The following is a 14,202-nucleotide window of genomic DNA, read 5'->3' on the forward strand; positions in this document are numbered from 1 at the left end:
TTTTCGTTCCGCTAACAGGTCTTAGCTGATGGCAGCGAAGCCCGCTTCGAGGTCGGCGATGATGTCATCAATGTTTTCAATGCCCACCGAGAGTCGGATGGTGGACTGGTTGATCCCGGCGCGGCGGAGTTCTTCCTCGTTTGACTGCGAGTGTGTTGTGGTGGCGGGATGGACAACGAGGGAGCGCACATCACCGACGTTGGCGACGTTGGAGTGGAGTTTCAGGGCGTCGATAAACGCCCATGCTGCATCCTTGTCGCCTTTGATGTCAAAGGAAAGGACGGAGCCGGTGTAGTCGAGTCCTAGTTTTTCTTTGATGCTGTACCAGGGGGATGTTTCAAGTCCGGCGTAGTTGACAGTGGCGACTTTGGGGTGGCGTGCCAAAAATTCGGCGACTTTCTTGGCGTTGCTGTTGTGTCGTTCAACGCGCAGGGACAGTGTTTCCAAGCCTTGGGCAGTGACCCATGCGTTGAAGGCCGAGGGGGCTGCACCGGTGTCGCGAAGGAGTCCGACTCGGGCTTTGAGCCCGAAGGCAGCGGGGCCGAGGTCGGCGTAGCGGAGGCCGTGGTAGGCGGGGTCGGGTGTGACAAAGTCGGGGAATACGGGGGCACCATTGCGTTCAATGGTCCAGTCGAATTGCCCACCGTCGACGAGGACACCGCCGAGCGCGGAGCCGTTGCCGGTGTAGAACTTGGTCAGGGATGCGACAACGATGTCAGCACCCAGTTCGAGGGGACGGACGAGTGCTGCGGTGGCGAGCGTGTTGTCCACAATGAACGGGACGTTGTTGGCGTGTGCCACCTCGGCAATAGCGGGAATGTCGAGGATGTCGGCCTGGGGGTTGGCGAAGGTTTCGCCGTAGAAGGCGACGGTGTTGTCTTGGACGGCAGCCTGCCAGGAGGCAGGATCGTCGGGGTCGTCCACGAAGGTGGTTTCTATTCCCAGGCGGGCGAGGGTGACGGTGAATAGCGTGGTTGTGCCGCCGTAAAGCCGCGGGGAGGAGACGATATGGGAGCCTGCGCGGGCGAGATTGAGGATTGCTGCTGTTTCGGCCGCCTGCCCGGAAGCGAAGAGGACAGCATGCACGCCACCTTCCAGTGAAGCGAGTCGGTTTTCTACGACTTCAACGGTGGGGTTGGTGAGGCGGCTGTATACAGGGCCGAGGTTTTCGAGGGCGAAGCGTTGTTTAGCGTGTTCGGCGTTGTCGAATACGTAAGAGGAGGTGAGGAAGATGGGAAGGTTGCGTGCACTGGTGTCGCTGTCGACTGTTTGACCCGCGTGGATGGAGCGGGTGTCGAAGCCCCAGTCGGCTGCATTGCTGTTGTCGTATTGTGGCATGGGTAGCAATCCTTAGTATCGATGAATTTTACACCAACATAGTGAACAGCTCGGTCTAGTGCAAACCGCTCTGTCTGTCCATTATCGTTGTGCCTGGTGTCGGCTTGGTTTTCTCGAATTAAACCAAGCTTTTACCCCTACAAGGAGGGCGGCGACGATCGCTGCTGCGATGAGTGCCTTTTGTTGCCAGGGCATGGGGCGTGCGTCAGCTAGTTCATCGGCGCAGTGTGTGAGGTTGGTCTTCAGGGTTTGTTGTGCGGAGTTGTAGTCAGCAGCGCGGGTGCTGAAGAGTTCGGATCGGAGGGCGTCGATACGCATGCCGGAGGATGCTTGGCTCTGCAGGGTTCCGGAAATGGCTGCGGCGGGGTTGTCGCCGATGTCCTGCGCGGCAGTGCGTGCCTGCTGCTCGGTGTATTCGGTTCTAAAACCGGGGTCGGTGGCGGCATCAATTCCGGCATCGGCCGCGGTTTGTGTGGTGAGCATACCTAAGCCTTCCTGTCCGCCCGTATTGGTGATGCGCTGTTGCAGGTCGTTGACAGTTGGCGCTCCTTCCCTGCCTGATTCGTAGGCGGCCAGGTCGGCGGCAAACCCTGGGGAGGCTTTGTCGATTTCTGCGATGCGTGCCTTGCGGACATCGTTTTCCAGCTTGTTCCAGAAGTCCCGTACCTGCGAGGGGGAGTTAGGGTCTACCCGACACAGCTGCTTCTCTGTGTCGGCTGTCACCGTGAAAGCGTTGCTTGCTGGCGGCGTTAGGAGTGCGGCAAGCGTAACGACGGCCGCCGTACCCACTGTTGTCACGATGGGCCTGCGGGTGACGGGGGTAGGTGGCAGGGGTGGTTGATGAAAAGAAAACCTCATAACACAAGCCTACGTTGTGGGTTTGGTTATGTGATTTGTTCCTCGCGCCGTGTGGCTGAGCAGTGTTTATGCGCGGTTTGATGGATTTTTTTCAGTAGCAGTGACCTAAAACCCCTTTTAAAGTCCCATCATTCGGGATACGGTGTGACCAGGCGCATAATTTTGAGCTAAGTATGACTCACCTCATATTTTTGGAGTTTGGAAAGGAAGGGCTGTCATGACAAAACAGGATGTCAAGGACAGACTCACGGTTCCTGACGGAGTGGAACTGGTCTATTCAGATGCGTGTGACCTGCCTGTTGGTGTCCACGACCACAGACGCATGTCGTTGAAGAAAAAGATCGTGCTTCTCCTTGTGGCCATCGCAGCAGCAGCCGGGTGGGGAACCATCGCGTTATCCCGTGGCGAAACAGTCAACGCAGTGTGGTTGGTGCTTGCTGCAGTTGGTTCCTACATCATCGGCTTCACGTTCTACGCGCGGCTTATCGAATACAAGGTGGTGAAGCCTCGCGACGATCGCGCTACCCCTGCCGAATACGCCAATGACGGCAAGGACTTTATGCCAACTGACCGGCGAGTGCTATTCGGGCACCACTTTGCTGCGATTGCGGGTGCTGGCCCGCTGGTGGGGCCTGTCATGGCAGCCCAGATGGGGTATCTTCCCGGTACTATCTGGATTGTTGTGGGCGTTATCCTGGCTGGTGCTGTGCAGGACTACCTGGTCTTGTGGGTGTCAACGCGCAGGAAAGGTCGCTCACTGGGGCAGATGATCCGCGATGAAATGGGAGTCGTTGGTGGCACTGCCGGCATCCTCGCCGTGATTACCATCATGATCATCATCATTGCGGTGTTGGCACTTGTGGTGGTCAACGCCCTTGCAGAAAGCCCATGGGGTGTGTTCTCCATCACCATGACTGTGCCGATTGCGCTGTTCATGGGCGTGTACCTACGCTATCTGCGCCCCGGACGCGTGAGTGAAGTTTCCGTCATCGGTGTTGTCCTGCTGCTTCTGTCTATCGTCGCTGGTGGCTGGGTTGCTGATACCTCCTGGGGTGTGGAAATGTTCACCTGGTCCAAGATCGTGCTTGCCTGGGTGCTTATTGGTTACGGCATTGTCGCAGCCATCCTGCCCGTGTGGTTACTGCTTGCGCCACGCGATTACCTGTCCACCTTTATGAAGGTTGGCGTGATCGGGCTGCTTGCAGTGGGTATTCTCATTGACCGCCCCGAGGTGCACATGCCCGCCATCACCGACTTTGCTAAAAACGGCAACGGGCCAGTTTTTGCCGGCAATCTGTTCCCCTTCCTTTTCATCACCATCGCTTGCGGTGCTCTCTCTGGGTTCCACGCGCTGATTTCCTCTGGGACCACGCCCAAGCTGGTGGAAAAAGAAACGCAAATGCGCGTGATCGGGTACGGCGGCATGCTCATGGAGTCCTTCGTGGCCATCATGGCTCTCATCACCGCCGTTATTTTGGACCGTCATGTGTACTTCGCGATGAACGCTCCAGCCTCCATGACTGGTGGAAAACCCGAAAGTGCTGCTGAGTTTGTGAACTCCCTGGGACTTCCTGGCTCTAACCTTATGCCCGAACAACTCACCAGTGCTGCTGCGGCGGTGGGGGAGCACACCATCATTTCCAGAACTGGTGGTGCGCCGACGCTCGCGTTCGGTATGTCGCACATTCTGACCGACATTTTCGGGCACCCCGAGATGCAGTCCTTCTGGTACCACTTTGCCATCATGTTCGAGGCACTGTTTATCCTTACCACCGTGGACGCTGGTACCCGTGTCGCACGCTTCATGATGACCGACACCCTCGCCAACGTCCCCGGCCTCGCGCGTTTCAAAGATCCCACCTGGACTGTGGGCAACTGGATTTCCACCATTGCGGTGTGCGCTTTGTGGGGAGCCATTCTGCTCATGGGTGTGACTGATCCGCTCGGCGGCATCAACGTCCTGTTCCCGCTTTTCGGCATTGCAAACCAGTTGCTTGCGGCCATCGCCTTGTCCCTTGTCCTCGTGGTTGTGGTGAAGAAAGGTATGTACAAGTGGGCGTGGATCCCTGCCATTCCGTTGTTCTGGGACGTGATTGTGACTATGACTGCGTCGTGGGAGAAGGTATTCTCCAGCAACCCATCCATTGGGTACTGGGCCCAGCACAACCGCTTTAAAGAAGCTGCCGCTCAAGGACTCACCACATTTAAGAGTGCCAAGTCCCCAGCGGAAATCGACGCCGTGGTTCGCAACACCGCAATCCAAGGCGTGCTGTCCATACTCTTCGCGGTGCTTGTGCTTATCGTTATCGCTGCGGCTGCAGTAGCCTGCTACAAAGCCATTGTTGCACGCCAGCGGGGCGAAGAGATTGCTACGAGTGAAGAACCCTTCAGCCCGTCCGCGTTTTTTGCTCCTAGTGGTTTGGGGGCGACGAGCATAGAAAAGAGTGTTGCTCAGGTGTGGGCAACAGAGGCGCCGCCGACGGAACGAACAGCACATGCTCACCACTAATCGCATCATTGTGAGCGCAGTGGCGAAGGTGTGGCAGCTCATGCGCAGCTGCTGGGTGTATATCGGTGATGTGATGGGGGAACGTGACTATGAAAAATACGTCACGTACCTACAACAACACCACCCTTGTGCACCCATACCCACCGAGCGAGAATACTGGCGTATGCGGTGGGCTGAGCAAGAACTCAATCCGAAAGGACGGTGCTGTTAGAGGAAAACAGCTGAAACCATCCGCCCTGGTTCTATTTGCCTTTATCTGGCGAGGATCACGGGCGGATTGCGTACTATTATGGGGGCGTCGGGGGTGTTTTAATTCGTGTGACTAGTTTATTAAAATCCCAGTTCAAGGCCAGTTACGGGGGTATGGGTGGATGATTGTTATGCAAAAATTTTCCCGATTATCCATGCCAAGTGTTAACCTTTCTTTAAATCTGCTGAACACATAAGGGGTGTGGCGCGGACCGTGGAGATTCGGGGGAATCTCTGCAAATGATATTTCCATTATGGAAATGCATGTGATGATATAATTCGTGCATTTTCATAGTGGAAATATTTTTCTATTGATGGCACTATTGAGCTGATGTGCATGGGCTTATCAGACGTGCGGGTGTACGCGGCGTCGCTAAGCAAGAGTTTTTGAGCCACTGTGGCATGGAAAACGGGGCGGCAGAAAGGTGAACTGCTGCCCCGTTTTATGTGTTACTTAGAACTCGATATCATCTGCGGCACCTGGGCCAGCAAGTTGTGCAATCTCCTTGGCTATCTCTGCTTGTCGAGACTGAATCAGAGTGGTGAGTTCGCCCGCCTGAGTAAAATCAGACATCCACGTCACGCCTGCGGCCCCAGCCTCAGCTATGGAGACGCCGTAGTGCTCATGAAGGTAGCCGTCAGTGTCAATGCCAGCTTCACCAGCTGCACCCATAGCTGCAGCAACCTCAACGTAGAAATTGCGGTCGGTGCTCAGTCGAGCCGAGTTATTCCCGGCCTGCCCCGTTTGGGAGGAGCCGGCCCCAGCTGCCCCACTGAACAGCGGATGCGGCTGCGACATAAGGTTGCTGTACTCCACCCCCACGGTCATCGGGTGAGTACCAATGCGGTGCTGCCATTCCGCTGCTGCCTGATCCCATTGCGGGCGCTCAATGCCCAGTATGGTGGTGACTTCTTCAATGGGCGCGTTGGCGTGAAGCCTCTGTGAACCAGCAACGAAGTCGTGCAGGCTCACGCCAGCAATTGGCTGGAGCTCGGGTGCGGAGGTATCCACGTTGCGCATGGCCATTAACGGTGCAAATGCCTCTTCCTCCGCCTGTCGCGCAGCTTGGCCGCTGGGATCCTGGTAGAAACCAGCGAGAATTTCATTACGCCTCGTGTAGAACCCAAACAATGTACCAATGCAGTCGTAGATGATCTCCTGCTTGTCTTCTTGATCAAGGGAGTCCCAGTCGATGCGCTTGGCCAGGTAATCCCTGGATACCTCAATGTAGGTGTCCACAGATTCGTGCATGTCACTGTTGCCCAGCACAAGGTTGCGAGCGCCCTTGAAATCGCCGAGCTGGGTGGCCTCAGTATCAATGGCGCGCAAGACCCCCTCCCAGCGCTCTAGTGCATCCTGGGCTCCTGGAACAGACTTATTGGTGTCGATCTGCTCATAAAACTCGAACTGCGGCTCCAGGGCACGTTCCCACAGGTCAAGCCATTTATCTGCGTACTCGTACGCATCTGCAGGGAAGCCTGCCGGGGGTTGTGGTTTGGGCAGCCATGCGAGTGCTTCCTCATCGAAGCTGTCATGAAGAAACTCTCCGGTGATGGCAACGCTGAAGGGGTGCACAAAGAACAGTTCGCCGTTCGGTCGGTATCCGAAGGTGGAGCCGTCCGGATTCGGAACTCCGGTTTCCTTGGAGTTGGGGCGTGCATTATAGGCGGCAGCGGGTGCTTTGCCAGGGTTGGCGCCTGCTGCTTGGGCTGTGCGGGATCCACCGGCGGAGCGCCCAGAAGATGCGGTAGAAGAGGGAGCATCCTCGGAAGCGCCACCGAAGAGCTTTTTCAGAAAATCAAACATGTATGTGTCCTTTGCTGGGGTTGAGTAGGGGTTAGTAGTCCTCAGGACTGCGGGACGCTATAGCGGCGTATTTTTCCCACAGTTCGTCCGTGTATGTTCCGTTGATGATGGCGTTTGCGACTTCGCACCCAGGTCGCGCAAGGTCACGGACAATGAGTTCAACAATGTTGGCGAACTGCGTGTCCTGTGCTGCACGTAGGTTGCGCATCGTGTCGCCGAGGCTGCCCATCACGTTGTAGTAGGTGACGTCAGCTTCGCGAGTTCCTGCTGGTTCAAGTTTCGTGTGTCCCTTGGTTCTTGCTTCTTCCACAATGGATTTGCGGAGGAAATCAACCCGGGTTTCTGCGTATGCTGGCAGTAGACGCACAAGCTCGCGATGCTGCGCCAGTTCATAGTTGATGTGCAGCATGATAACTTGACCAACCCAGCCACCGGGGGAAGTGGCAATGCGGTAATTTTCTTCCTCTATATGACGAGTACGAAGTTCCGCGAGTGCCTCCGCCGCTTGTGGTGCGTTCCGCATTGCCGTTGACGGCATGAATGTTGTTTGCGTTCCGCATCCTGTGCAGGTGAGGTATTGTGCCTGGTAGTACAGTTGCGTGACCGGAATCGGGGCACTGCACTGCGAACAGGTAAAACGTGCAGCAGCTTCCTTCCAATCGGCAACAGCCTGGTTGTACTGTTTTTCGGCGTCGTCGGTTTCTGACTCCATGAAAATGGATTCGGTGAGCGTGTCAATGTAGTCGCTGAAGTCCTCAACGGCGTCCTCTGCCTCTAAGAAGACGGCGCGGACGTTCTGGTCTTCAACACTCATATACACAGAGAACTGCTTGTGGAACACCTGCTCTGCCTTCTCCACCAACTGGTGCATCTGGTTGCCAATTCCAGTTTGAAAAGCCAGGAATGAGCGTTTGTACTCATCGGTGTCGTTTGCTTTGATCTCTGGTGCCGTAGCTCGGGCTTCGGCGGCGATTTCTTCGCCGCGCTGCCGGAGCTTGCCCAGAAATACGTCAAGGCGTTCCCGTAATTCTGTAATCATCTGGAGAGATTGCCCCATAATGTCCTTCAATCCTTCTTAAAAATTATGTTGTTTGTTGTGCTGCTACAGGTCGGCGCTGATAAACACGTACCCGCAGTAGCGACATTCCTTAACGCCGTGTTCTTCCGCACGGCCGGCGCCGCACCCAGGGCACACTGTCGTTTCAGTGGTGAGTTGTTCCTCTTCGTAGTGCACGTCACGTTTTGTGCTGGCGAACGCCTGTCGGCGCATGCGCTCAACGATCGATTCAGCCATTTACATCTCCTCCAAGATCGCGGCTTTCTTGGCGGCGTATTCCTGTTCGGTGATGAGATCCGCGTCGAACATCTGCTTCAATGTGGTCAGCTTCTCCATGGGGTTAGCTGCCGCAGGTGTTGCCGCTGGAGCGGGCGCCGGCGCCGCCTGTTGTGTCTGTTGCTGGGTCGCCGCCATCTCGCTGAACAACAGTCCCATGGCCATGCCGTCTTGCGCGCCAGCACCTGCGGCAGTCCGGGCGTCGCCAGTAGCGAGCGCGGTGTTGAATCGCTGGAACTTGTCCATGTCGCCGATCATGTTCATACCGGTGACTTTGTCGTAGTATTCGTTGACCTCGTCGGGGAGGGTGACGGAAGCGATGCTGAATTGCGTGACGGAAACCCCCAGGTCCTCGAAGTATGGGGCTATGGCGGGGGCGAGGCGTGCGTTTACCATCGACAGGTTCGCGGCGAAATCCATGACGCTGATGCCGGAGGTGGCCATGATCTCGCCGAACTTTGCGGCAATGTAGTCGCGTAGCTGAATCTCAAGGTCGCGGATGCACAGTAATGGGTATGAGCCCGCGTATTCACGGAAGAACCGCGCGGCGTCGGTAATGCGGACGTTGTACGAACCGAAAGCTCGAACGCGAACCTGGCCGAACTTGGGGTCGTGCATCATGACGGGGGCGGGGGTGCCCCATTTCAGGTCTACGAATTGGCGCGTGACCATGAAAAATACGTCGTAAATATTGGGTGAGGCGAACCCGTATTTCCAGCCCTTCAACTGGTCTAAAACCGGTATGTTCACGCTGGGAAGCGTGTGGCGGCCGGGGCCATACACCGCGCTTGCTTGGCCGTGTGCCAGCGTCAACGCGATCTGGTTTTCGCGGACGATAAGTTGGGCACCCGTTTTGATTTGCCCGTTTTCAACAGGCCATTTCCACATAACAAGCTGCGGATCTGGGTCAAGGCATTCAATGAGGTCGACAAAAGGGATGCCCATATGTGTCCTTTCATGCGGAAGTAGCTCAATCTCTACTAGTATGCACTATTGCTACTTGAAGTATTGAATCGGTGCCTTTTTCTGCGGTAACGCCTATCGATACCGCGGACCGTCCAGGCGCTCAGTGCATAACTGTAGTAAATCCGCTATGGTAGACATTGCTATTTATTTTTCGTATATAAGTTCGATAGCCGGGTAAAAGATAATGGGTGCGCACGCTTTGGTGCACACCCGTACGGTAGGCGGTTATAGTGATGCTTCTGTTACTGGGAAGCACACATCAGTGATCCAGCTGCTGGGGTCTGGATTCTGGGCTGGGCTGACGCGATAGATATTGAACATGGGGCCAGTGGTGAGTCCATGGTCAGCGATGTATGCGCCAATCGCTTGGGTGACAGCTGGCATCTGAGAGTAATCGCCATGTAGCGTGGCCATGACAACATCGCGCTCGGGTACGCTGCGGCACTCCAATCGGGCAGTGCCAGTGAATGGCTCAGTTACCTGAATCCACACCTCAATGTCCACATCGTTGTCGCGGAATTCGGGGTCGTAGAACGTTGCTCCAGAGATGCCTCCGGCGGGGAAGGATACTCCAGCTTCCTGGAGCAGGGGCATGATTTCCTGCCACAGGATGCCTTCGTCGTGGTAGCCGGGTACGACATGGCGGAGACTAGCAATGGTTAGTGCTGGCAGTGTGGTCCTGATGACATCAGTCATTTCAGGGTGTCCTTTCAGGGTGGTGGTGACGAGGTCAAGCGCCGCCTGCTGTGCATTCAGTTCAGCTCGATGCTGGGCGAGAAGGTCGCGTTGGGCGCTCAGAATATGCTCAATACGAGCGGAGCCACCAGAAGACTCTTCAACTGCATCAAGGACATCGGACATTGCGTCGATGGAAAAACCCGCCTCACGCAACTGGACGATCAAGTGTGCTGTGCCAAGCTGGTCGCTTGTGTAAAACCGGTATCCACTGAACTGGTCAATATGCGCGGGAATGAGAAGTCCACGTTCCTGGTAGTGACGCAGCATCCGCACGCTGATCCTAGATAGCGTGGAAAACGTTCCTATCTGCAGTAAGCCATTGTCCTGGTGACTCATGTCTTCATCACACACCCTCACATCATGTCAGACACAAGTAACGCAACAACCCCTGACCACACAACTAGGGGTAGTGCGTATCAGGGGTTGTGCTGCGTGAAAAGCAGAGTTACTTCTTCACGCCATCAATAATCGCGTTGAACGTTGCGGAAGGACGCATCACAGCGTTGGTTTTTTCCTCAGAGGGGCTGTAGTATCCGCCAAGGTCCGCAGGGGATCCCTGAACATCAATAAACGTTGCGGTGATCTCTGATTCTGCAGCGGCCAGTGCTTCTGCCACCGGAGCAAACACCGCAGCCAAATCCGCGTCCTCGGTCTGGGTGGCCAGTTCCTTAGCCCAGTTCAAGGTCAGGTAGAAGTGGGAGCCGCGGTTATCAATTTCACCGGCCTTGCGGGAGGGGGATTTGCCCTCGTTGAGCAGGGTTTCGGTGGCGCGGTCCAGGGCGTCGGCAAGCACGGCGGCCTTGGCATTGCCGTCGGTGTTGGCAAAGTGGCGCAAGGACTCGGCCAATGCCAGGAACTCACCCAGTGAATCCCAGCGCAGGTGGTTCTCCTCCACCAGTTGCTGGACGTGCTTCGGGGCGGAGCCACCGGCACCGGTTTCGAACAGGCCACCGCCGGCCATGAGAGGAACAACTGACAGCATTTTCGCAGATGTCCCTAGCTCCAGGATGGGGAAGAGGTCGGTGTTGTAGTCACGCAACACATTGCCTGTGACGGAGATGGTGTCTTTGCCCTCACGGATACGGTCAATGGACACCTGAGTTGCCTCCACTGGAGACTTGATGCTGATGTCCAGCCCCTCGGTGTCGTGATCCTTCAGGTATTTTTCCACCAACGTGGTGAGGTTGCGGTCATGCGCACGCTCGGGATCAAGCCAGAAGATAGCGGGCATGCCAGACAACCGTGAGCGAGTAACGGCGAGCTTGACCCAGTCCTGAATGGGTGCGTCTTTGGTTTGGCAGGCGCGCCAAACATCGCCAGCCTCCACGGCGTGCTCAATCAGCACGTCGCCAGCGGAATTAACCACCTGGACAGTGCCATCGGCCGGGATTTTGAAGGTCTTGTCATGGGAGCCGTATTCCTCAGCCTTCTGTGCCATGAGGCCGACGTTGGGAACAGTGCCCATGGTGCTGGGATCGAAGGCCCCGTGAGCACGGCAATCATCAATCACCGTCTGGTACACGCCTGCATAGGAGGAGTCAGGAATAACAGCCAGCGTATCCTGCTCTTCACCAGCGGCGTTCCACATGTGACCGGAGGTGCGGATCATGGCGGGCATGGAAGCATCCACAATCACATCGGAAGGAACATGCAGGTTGGTGATGCCTTTATCTGAGTTGACCATGGCTAACGCCGGGCCCTCGGCCAGGGCCTTATCAAACGCGGCTTTGATTTCAGTACCGTTATCGAGGGAATCCAGGCCGGCATAAATGGCGGCCAAGCCGTTCTCGCCATTCAGACCAGCCGCGTTCAGCTGGTCACCGTACTGATCAAACACATCAGCAAAATAAGCGCGCACCACATGGCCGAACAGCACCGGATCGGACACCTTCATCATGGTGGCCTTCAGGTGTGTGGAGAACAGCACACCCTCTTCCTTAGCGCGTGCAACCTGCGCAGCTAGGAACTGGTCGAGTGCTTTTGCCGACATGAAGGTTCCATCAATGACCTCACCGGCTAGCACCTTCAAATCAGACTTGAGAACGGTCTCAGTTCCATCGGCACCAACAAGCTTGATCGTGAGCACATCGTCGGCGGGCATAATCACCGACTTCTCGTTGTGACGGAAGTCGTGGTCGTCCATGGTGGCCACGTTGGTCTTAGAGGACTGCGACCACACGCCCATACGGTGTGGATGTGCCTTGGCAAAGTTCTTCACAGCGATGGGGGCACGGCGGTCGGAATTACCCTCGCGCAACACCGGATTAACTGCGGAACCCTTCACGGCGTCGTAACGCGCGCGAACATCCTTCTCTTCATCGGTGCTGGGGGAGTCCGGGTAGTTAGGGAGCGCGTACCCTTGGCTCTGCAGCTCGGCGATTGCGGCCTTCATCTGTGGGACGGATGCCGAGATATTGGGAAGTTTGATGATGTTCGCTTCGGGGGTCTGGGCCAGCTTGCCCAGTTCAGCGAGTGCGTCGTCCGCACGCTGTTCTTCAGAAAGATAGTCGCTGAACTGAGACAGGATGCGGCCCGCGAGGGAAATATCACGGGTCTCAACATCAATTCCGGCGGTGGCGGCGAATGCCTCAACAACTGGTTTTAGTGAGTACGTGGCCAACAACGGTGCTTCGTCGGTGCGGGTGTAAATAATTTTTGCCAATGTTGCTCCCTGCAAGAAAAAAGTTTGCGATACGGCATACTAGGATACCCCTGTTTGCGCCGCTGCAACCACTTTTTTCGCGTATCGACGCCCACAGGGGTACCCGACTTCAACCCCGAATACGCGTGTACACTTTCCACATGTACGTCATCTGCTCCGAACCACAAACGCCACCCACCAAGGACACCAGTATCACTGGTGAGTTGTGGCGGGAAATGCTTGGCAAAGAAATCCGATCAGCGCGCACGCAGCGCGGGGATCGTCTCTCTGACCTTGCTGAACGTTCGGGAGTTTCGCCTCAGTACCTGTCCGAAATCGAGCGCGGAATGAAAGATCCGTCCTCTGAAATGATTGATGCCATTGCTGGAGCATTAGGAATGTCTACGCTTGACCTGGCGAAATCCGTGGTGGAGAAGGGTGACAGTGGGAACGGCGACATCCACAACGCCGCGAGCACGCCGGTGTTGTTGCTGGCGGCCTAACTATCGGGGCGTCGAGAAGTGGCAACAATATTATCCGCCAGGCCGTAATCCACGGCCTGCTGTGCGGTAAGAACCAGTTTCCTTTCGGTGTCTTTGCGGACCTGCTCGGCAGAAACGCCGCAGTGCTGGGCAAGAATCTCTTCCTGCATGCTGCGGATACGCTCAATTTCCTCGGCTTCAATGATCAGGTCTGGGATCGCGCCACGACCGCCCTCTGTGACGGGTGCATGCAGTACCACCCGGCCGTGCGGCAGGATCAGTCGGTGCCCGTGCGTGCCTCCAGCAAGGAGCAACGCAGAGGACGACACAACTTGGCCGACGCATGTTGTTTCAAGGGTGGGGTGAACAAATTGCATGCAATCGTAAATTGCCAACGTCGCGGACATGGAGCCGCCAGCGGAATTGAGGTATAGGGAAATGGGCATGTCGGCGTTGTCGTTTTCCAGATGTAATAGCTGGGCAATAACGGCATTAGCTACGCCATCATCAATGGGGGTGCCGATGTAAATGATGCGCTCATCAAGCAAGCGGCTATAAATGTCAACCGTCTTTTCGGTGTTTCCACTGCGGGTTGTCACATAGGGGATTGTGTACGTCGAACTCATGAGTGCGCATGTCCTTTCGCTGAAAGCCCCATGACCCGGGTGGGACGTTGAAGAAACTGGGAGACATCTGCGGTGATGTGATCAACGAAGCCGTACTCCAAAGCTTGCTTGGCGGTGAACCAACGATCACGCAGGGAATCATGGGTGACCTCCGCGAGGCTGCGTCCGGTATCCTCCGAAATGCACTCCAACACCGAGTCCCGCGTGTGGCGAATATCGTTAGCTTGAATTTCAATATCCTGCGCCACGCCGCCAATTCCACCCGAACCCTGGTGTAACAACACCTTGGCATGGGGAAGGCAGAAACGCTTGCCTTGCGTTCCGGCGGACAACAAAAACTGTCCTGCGCTGTATGCCATGCCTAGATTTACTGTGATCACGTCGTTGGGAATGCCATTCATGCAATCGCGAATCGCCAACATTCCGGGCACGGACCCACCTGGGGAATTAATCAAAAAGACAATATCGGCGGTGGGATCGCGGAAAGACAAGAGAAGAAGCGAGGTGCATAAGCGGTTTGCATTATGCTGCTCCAACGCGTCAGCAAGGATAATAATGCGGTGGTCGAAAAGCTCCCGGTAAATGTGCTGATCCAGGATCTGCGTCACATCAACTGATTGTTCGGACATGTATCCATGCTCCGGTATCGGTGCAG

13 protein-coding genes are annotated in these 14,202 nt (G+C 56.0%); 3 read left to right on the top strand and 10 right to left on the bottom strand.

Annotated elements, in window-relative coordinates:
• Positions 1 to 21: 21 nt before the first annotated feature.
• Together CDUR_RS02580 and CDUR_RS02585 are read right to left on the bottom strand one after the other, a co-directional pair.
• On the bottom strand, positions 22 to 1,338 hold the full coding sequence (locus tag CDUR_RS02580) for an O-acetylhomoserine/O-acetylserine sulfhydrylase (protein ID WP_179418871.1): 1,317 nt from the start codon (positions 1,336 to 1,338) through the stop codon (positions 22 to 24).
• 81 nt (positions 1,339 to 1,419) lie between these two features.
• On the bottom strand, positions 1,420 to 2,196 hold the full coding sequence (locus tag CDUR_RS02585) for a hypothetical protein (RefSeq protein ID WP_179418872.1): 777 nt from the start codon (positions 2,194 to 2,196) through the stop codon (positions 1,420 to 1,422).
• Positions 2,197 to 2,413: 217 nt separating this feature from the next.
• On the opposite strand from CDUR_RS02585, the gene CDUR_RS02590 reads away from it, so the two are divergent.
• Positions 2,414 to 4,705: a carbon starvation CstA family protein gene (locus CDUR_RS02590; RefSeq protein WP_179418873.1), complete on the top strand. Its 2,292-nt coding sequence runs from the start codon at positions 2,414 to 2,416 to the stop codon at positions 4,703 to 4,705.
• Between the two features lie 40 nt (positions 4,706 to 4,745).
• The gene (locus tag CDUR_RS02595) at positions 4,746 to 4,916 is read left to right on the top strand and encodes a YbdD/YjiX family protein (RefSeq protein ID WP_233453122.1); all 171 of its coding nucleotides are present in this window, start codon (positions 4,746 to 4,748) and stop codon (positions 4,914 to 4,916) included.
• 492 nt (positions 4,917 to 5,408) lie between these two features.
• On the opposite strand, the gene CDUR_RS02600 is transcribed toward CDUR_RS02595, so the two are convergent.
• The 6 genes from CDUR_RS02600 to CDUR_RS02625 form a co-directional block, all read right to left on the bottom strand.
• Positions 5,409 to 6,761 (bottom strand): DUF6620 family protein, encoded by a 1,353-nt coding sequence (locus tag CDUR_RS02600; RefSeq protein ID WP_179418875.1) that lies wholly within the window; start codon positions 6,759 to 6,761, stop codon positions 5,409 to 5,411.
• A 31-nt stretch (positions 6,762 to 6,792) separates the two neighbouring features.
• Positions 6,793 to 7,818, bottom strand: coding sequence for a hypothetical protein (locus tag CDUR_RS02605; RefSeq protein ID WP_179418876.1), 1,026 nt, complete (start codon positions 7,816 to 7,818; stop codon positions 6,793 to 6,795).
• A 45-nt stretch (positions 7,819 to 7,863) separates the two neighbouring features.
• Complete coding sequence (locus tag CDUR_RS02610; RefSeq protein WP_006062593.1) at positions 7,864 to 8,055, bottom strand: hypothetical protein; 192 nt, start codon at positions 8,053 to 8,055, stop codon at positions 7,864 to 7,866.
• Positions 8,056 to 9,039 carry an SPFH domain-containing protein gene (locus tag CDUR_RS02615; RefSeq protein WP_179418877.1) on the bottom strand — a complete coding sequence of 328 codons (984 nt, stop codon included), beginning with the start codon at positions 9,037 to 9,039 and terminating at the stop codon, positions 8,056 to 8,058.
• Positions 9,040 to 9,285: 246 nt separating this feature from the next.
• Complete coding sequence (locus CDUR_RS02620) at positions 9,286 to 10,134, bottom strand: MerR family transcriptional regulator (protein WP_179418878.1); 849 nt, start codon at positions 10,132 to 10,134, stop codon at positions 9,286 to 9,288.
• Between the two features lie 109 nt (positions 10,135 to 10,243).
• A complete protein-coding gene (locus CDUR_RS02625) occupies positions 10,244 to 12,460 on the bottom strand; it encodes an NADP-dependent isocitrate dehydrogenase (protein WP_179418879.1) in 2,217 nt (738 codons plus the stop codon).
• A 140-nt stretch (positions 12,461 to 12,600) separates the two neighbouring features.
• Between CDUR_RS02625 and CDUR_RS02630 the strand changes: the two genes are divergently transcribed.
• On the top strand, positions 12,601 to 12,942 hold the full coding sequence (locus tag CDUR_RS02630; protein WP_179418880.1) for a helix-turn-helix domain-containing protein: 342 nt from the start codon (positions 12,601 to 12,603) through the stop codon (positions 12,940 to 12,942).
• Here CDUR_RS02630 and CDUR_RS02635 read toward each other — a convergent pair.
• Both CDUR_RS02635 and CDUR_RS02640 read right to left on the bottom strand, forming a co-directional pair.
• Entirely contained in the window at positions 12,939 to 13,547 is a 609-nt protein-coding gene (locus CDUR_RS02635) for a ClpP family protease (RefSeq protein WP_179418881.1), read from the bottom strand. The two genes, CDUR_RS02630 and CDUR_RS02635, sit on opposite strands and share 4 nt — an antisense overlap.
• Positions 13,544 to 14,176, bottom strand: coding sequence for a ClpP family protease (locus CDUR_RS02640; protein ID WP_179418882.1), 633 nt, complete (start codon positions 14,174 to 14,176; stop codon positions 13,544 to 13,546). The genes CDUR_RS02635 and CDUR_RS02640 overlap by 4 nt, the downstream gene beginning before the upstream one ends.
• Positions 14,177 to 14,202: the final 26 nt, after the last annotated feature.

The sequence above is a fragment of the Corynebacterium durum genome (assembly GCF_030408675.1).
Lineage (GTDB): Bacteria > Actinomycetota > Actinomycetes > Mycobacteriales > Mycobacteriaceae > Corynebacterium > Corynebacterium durum.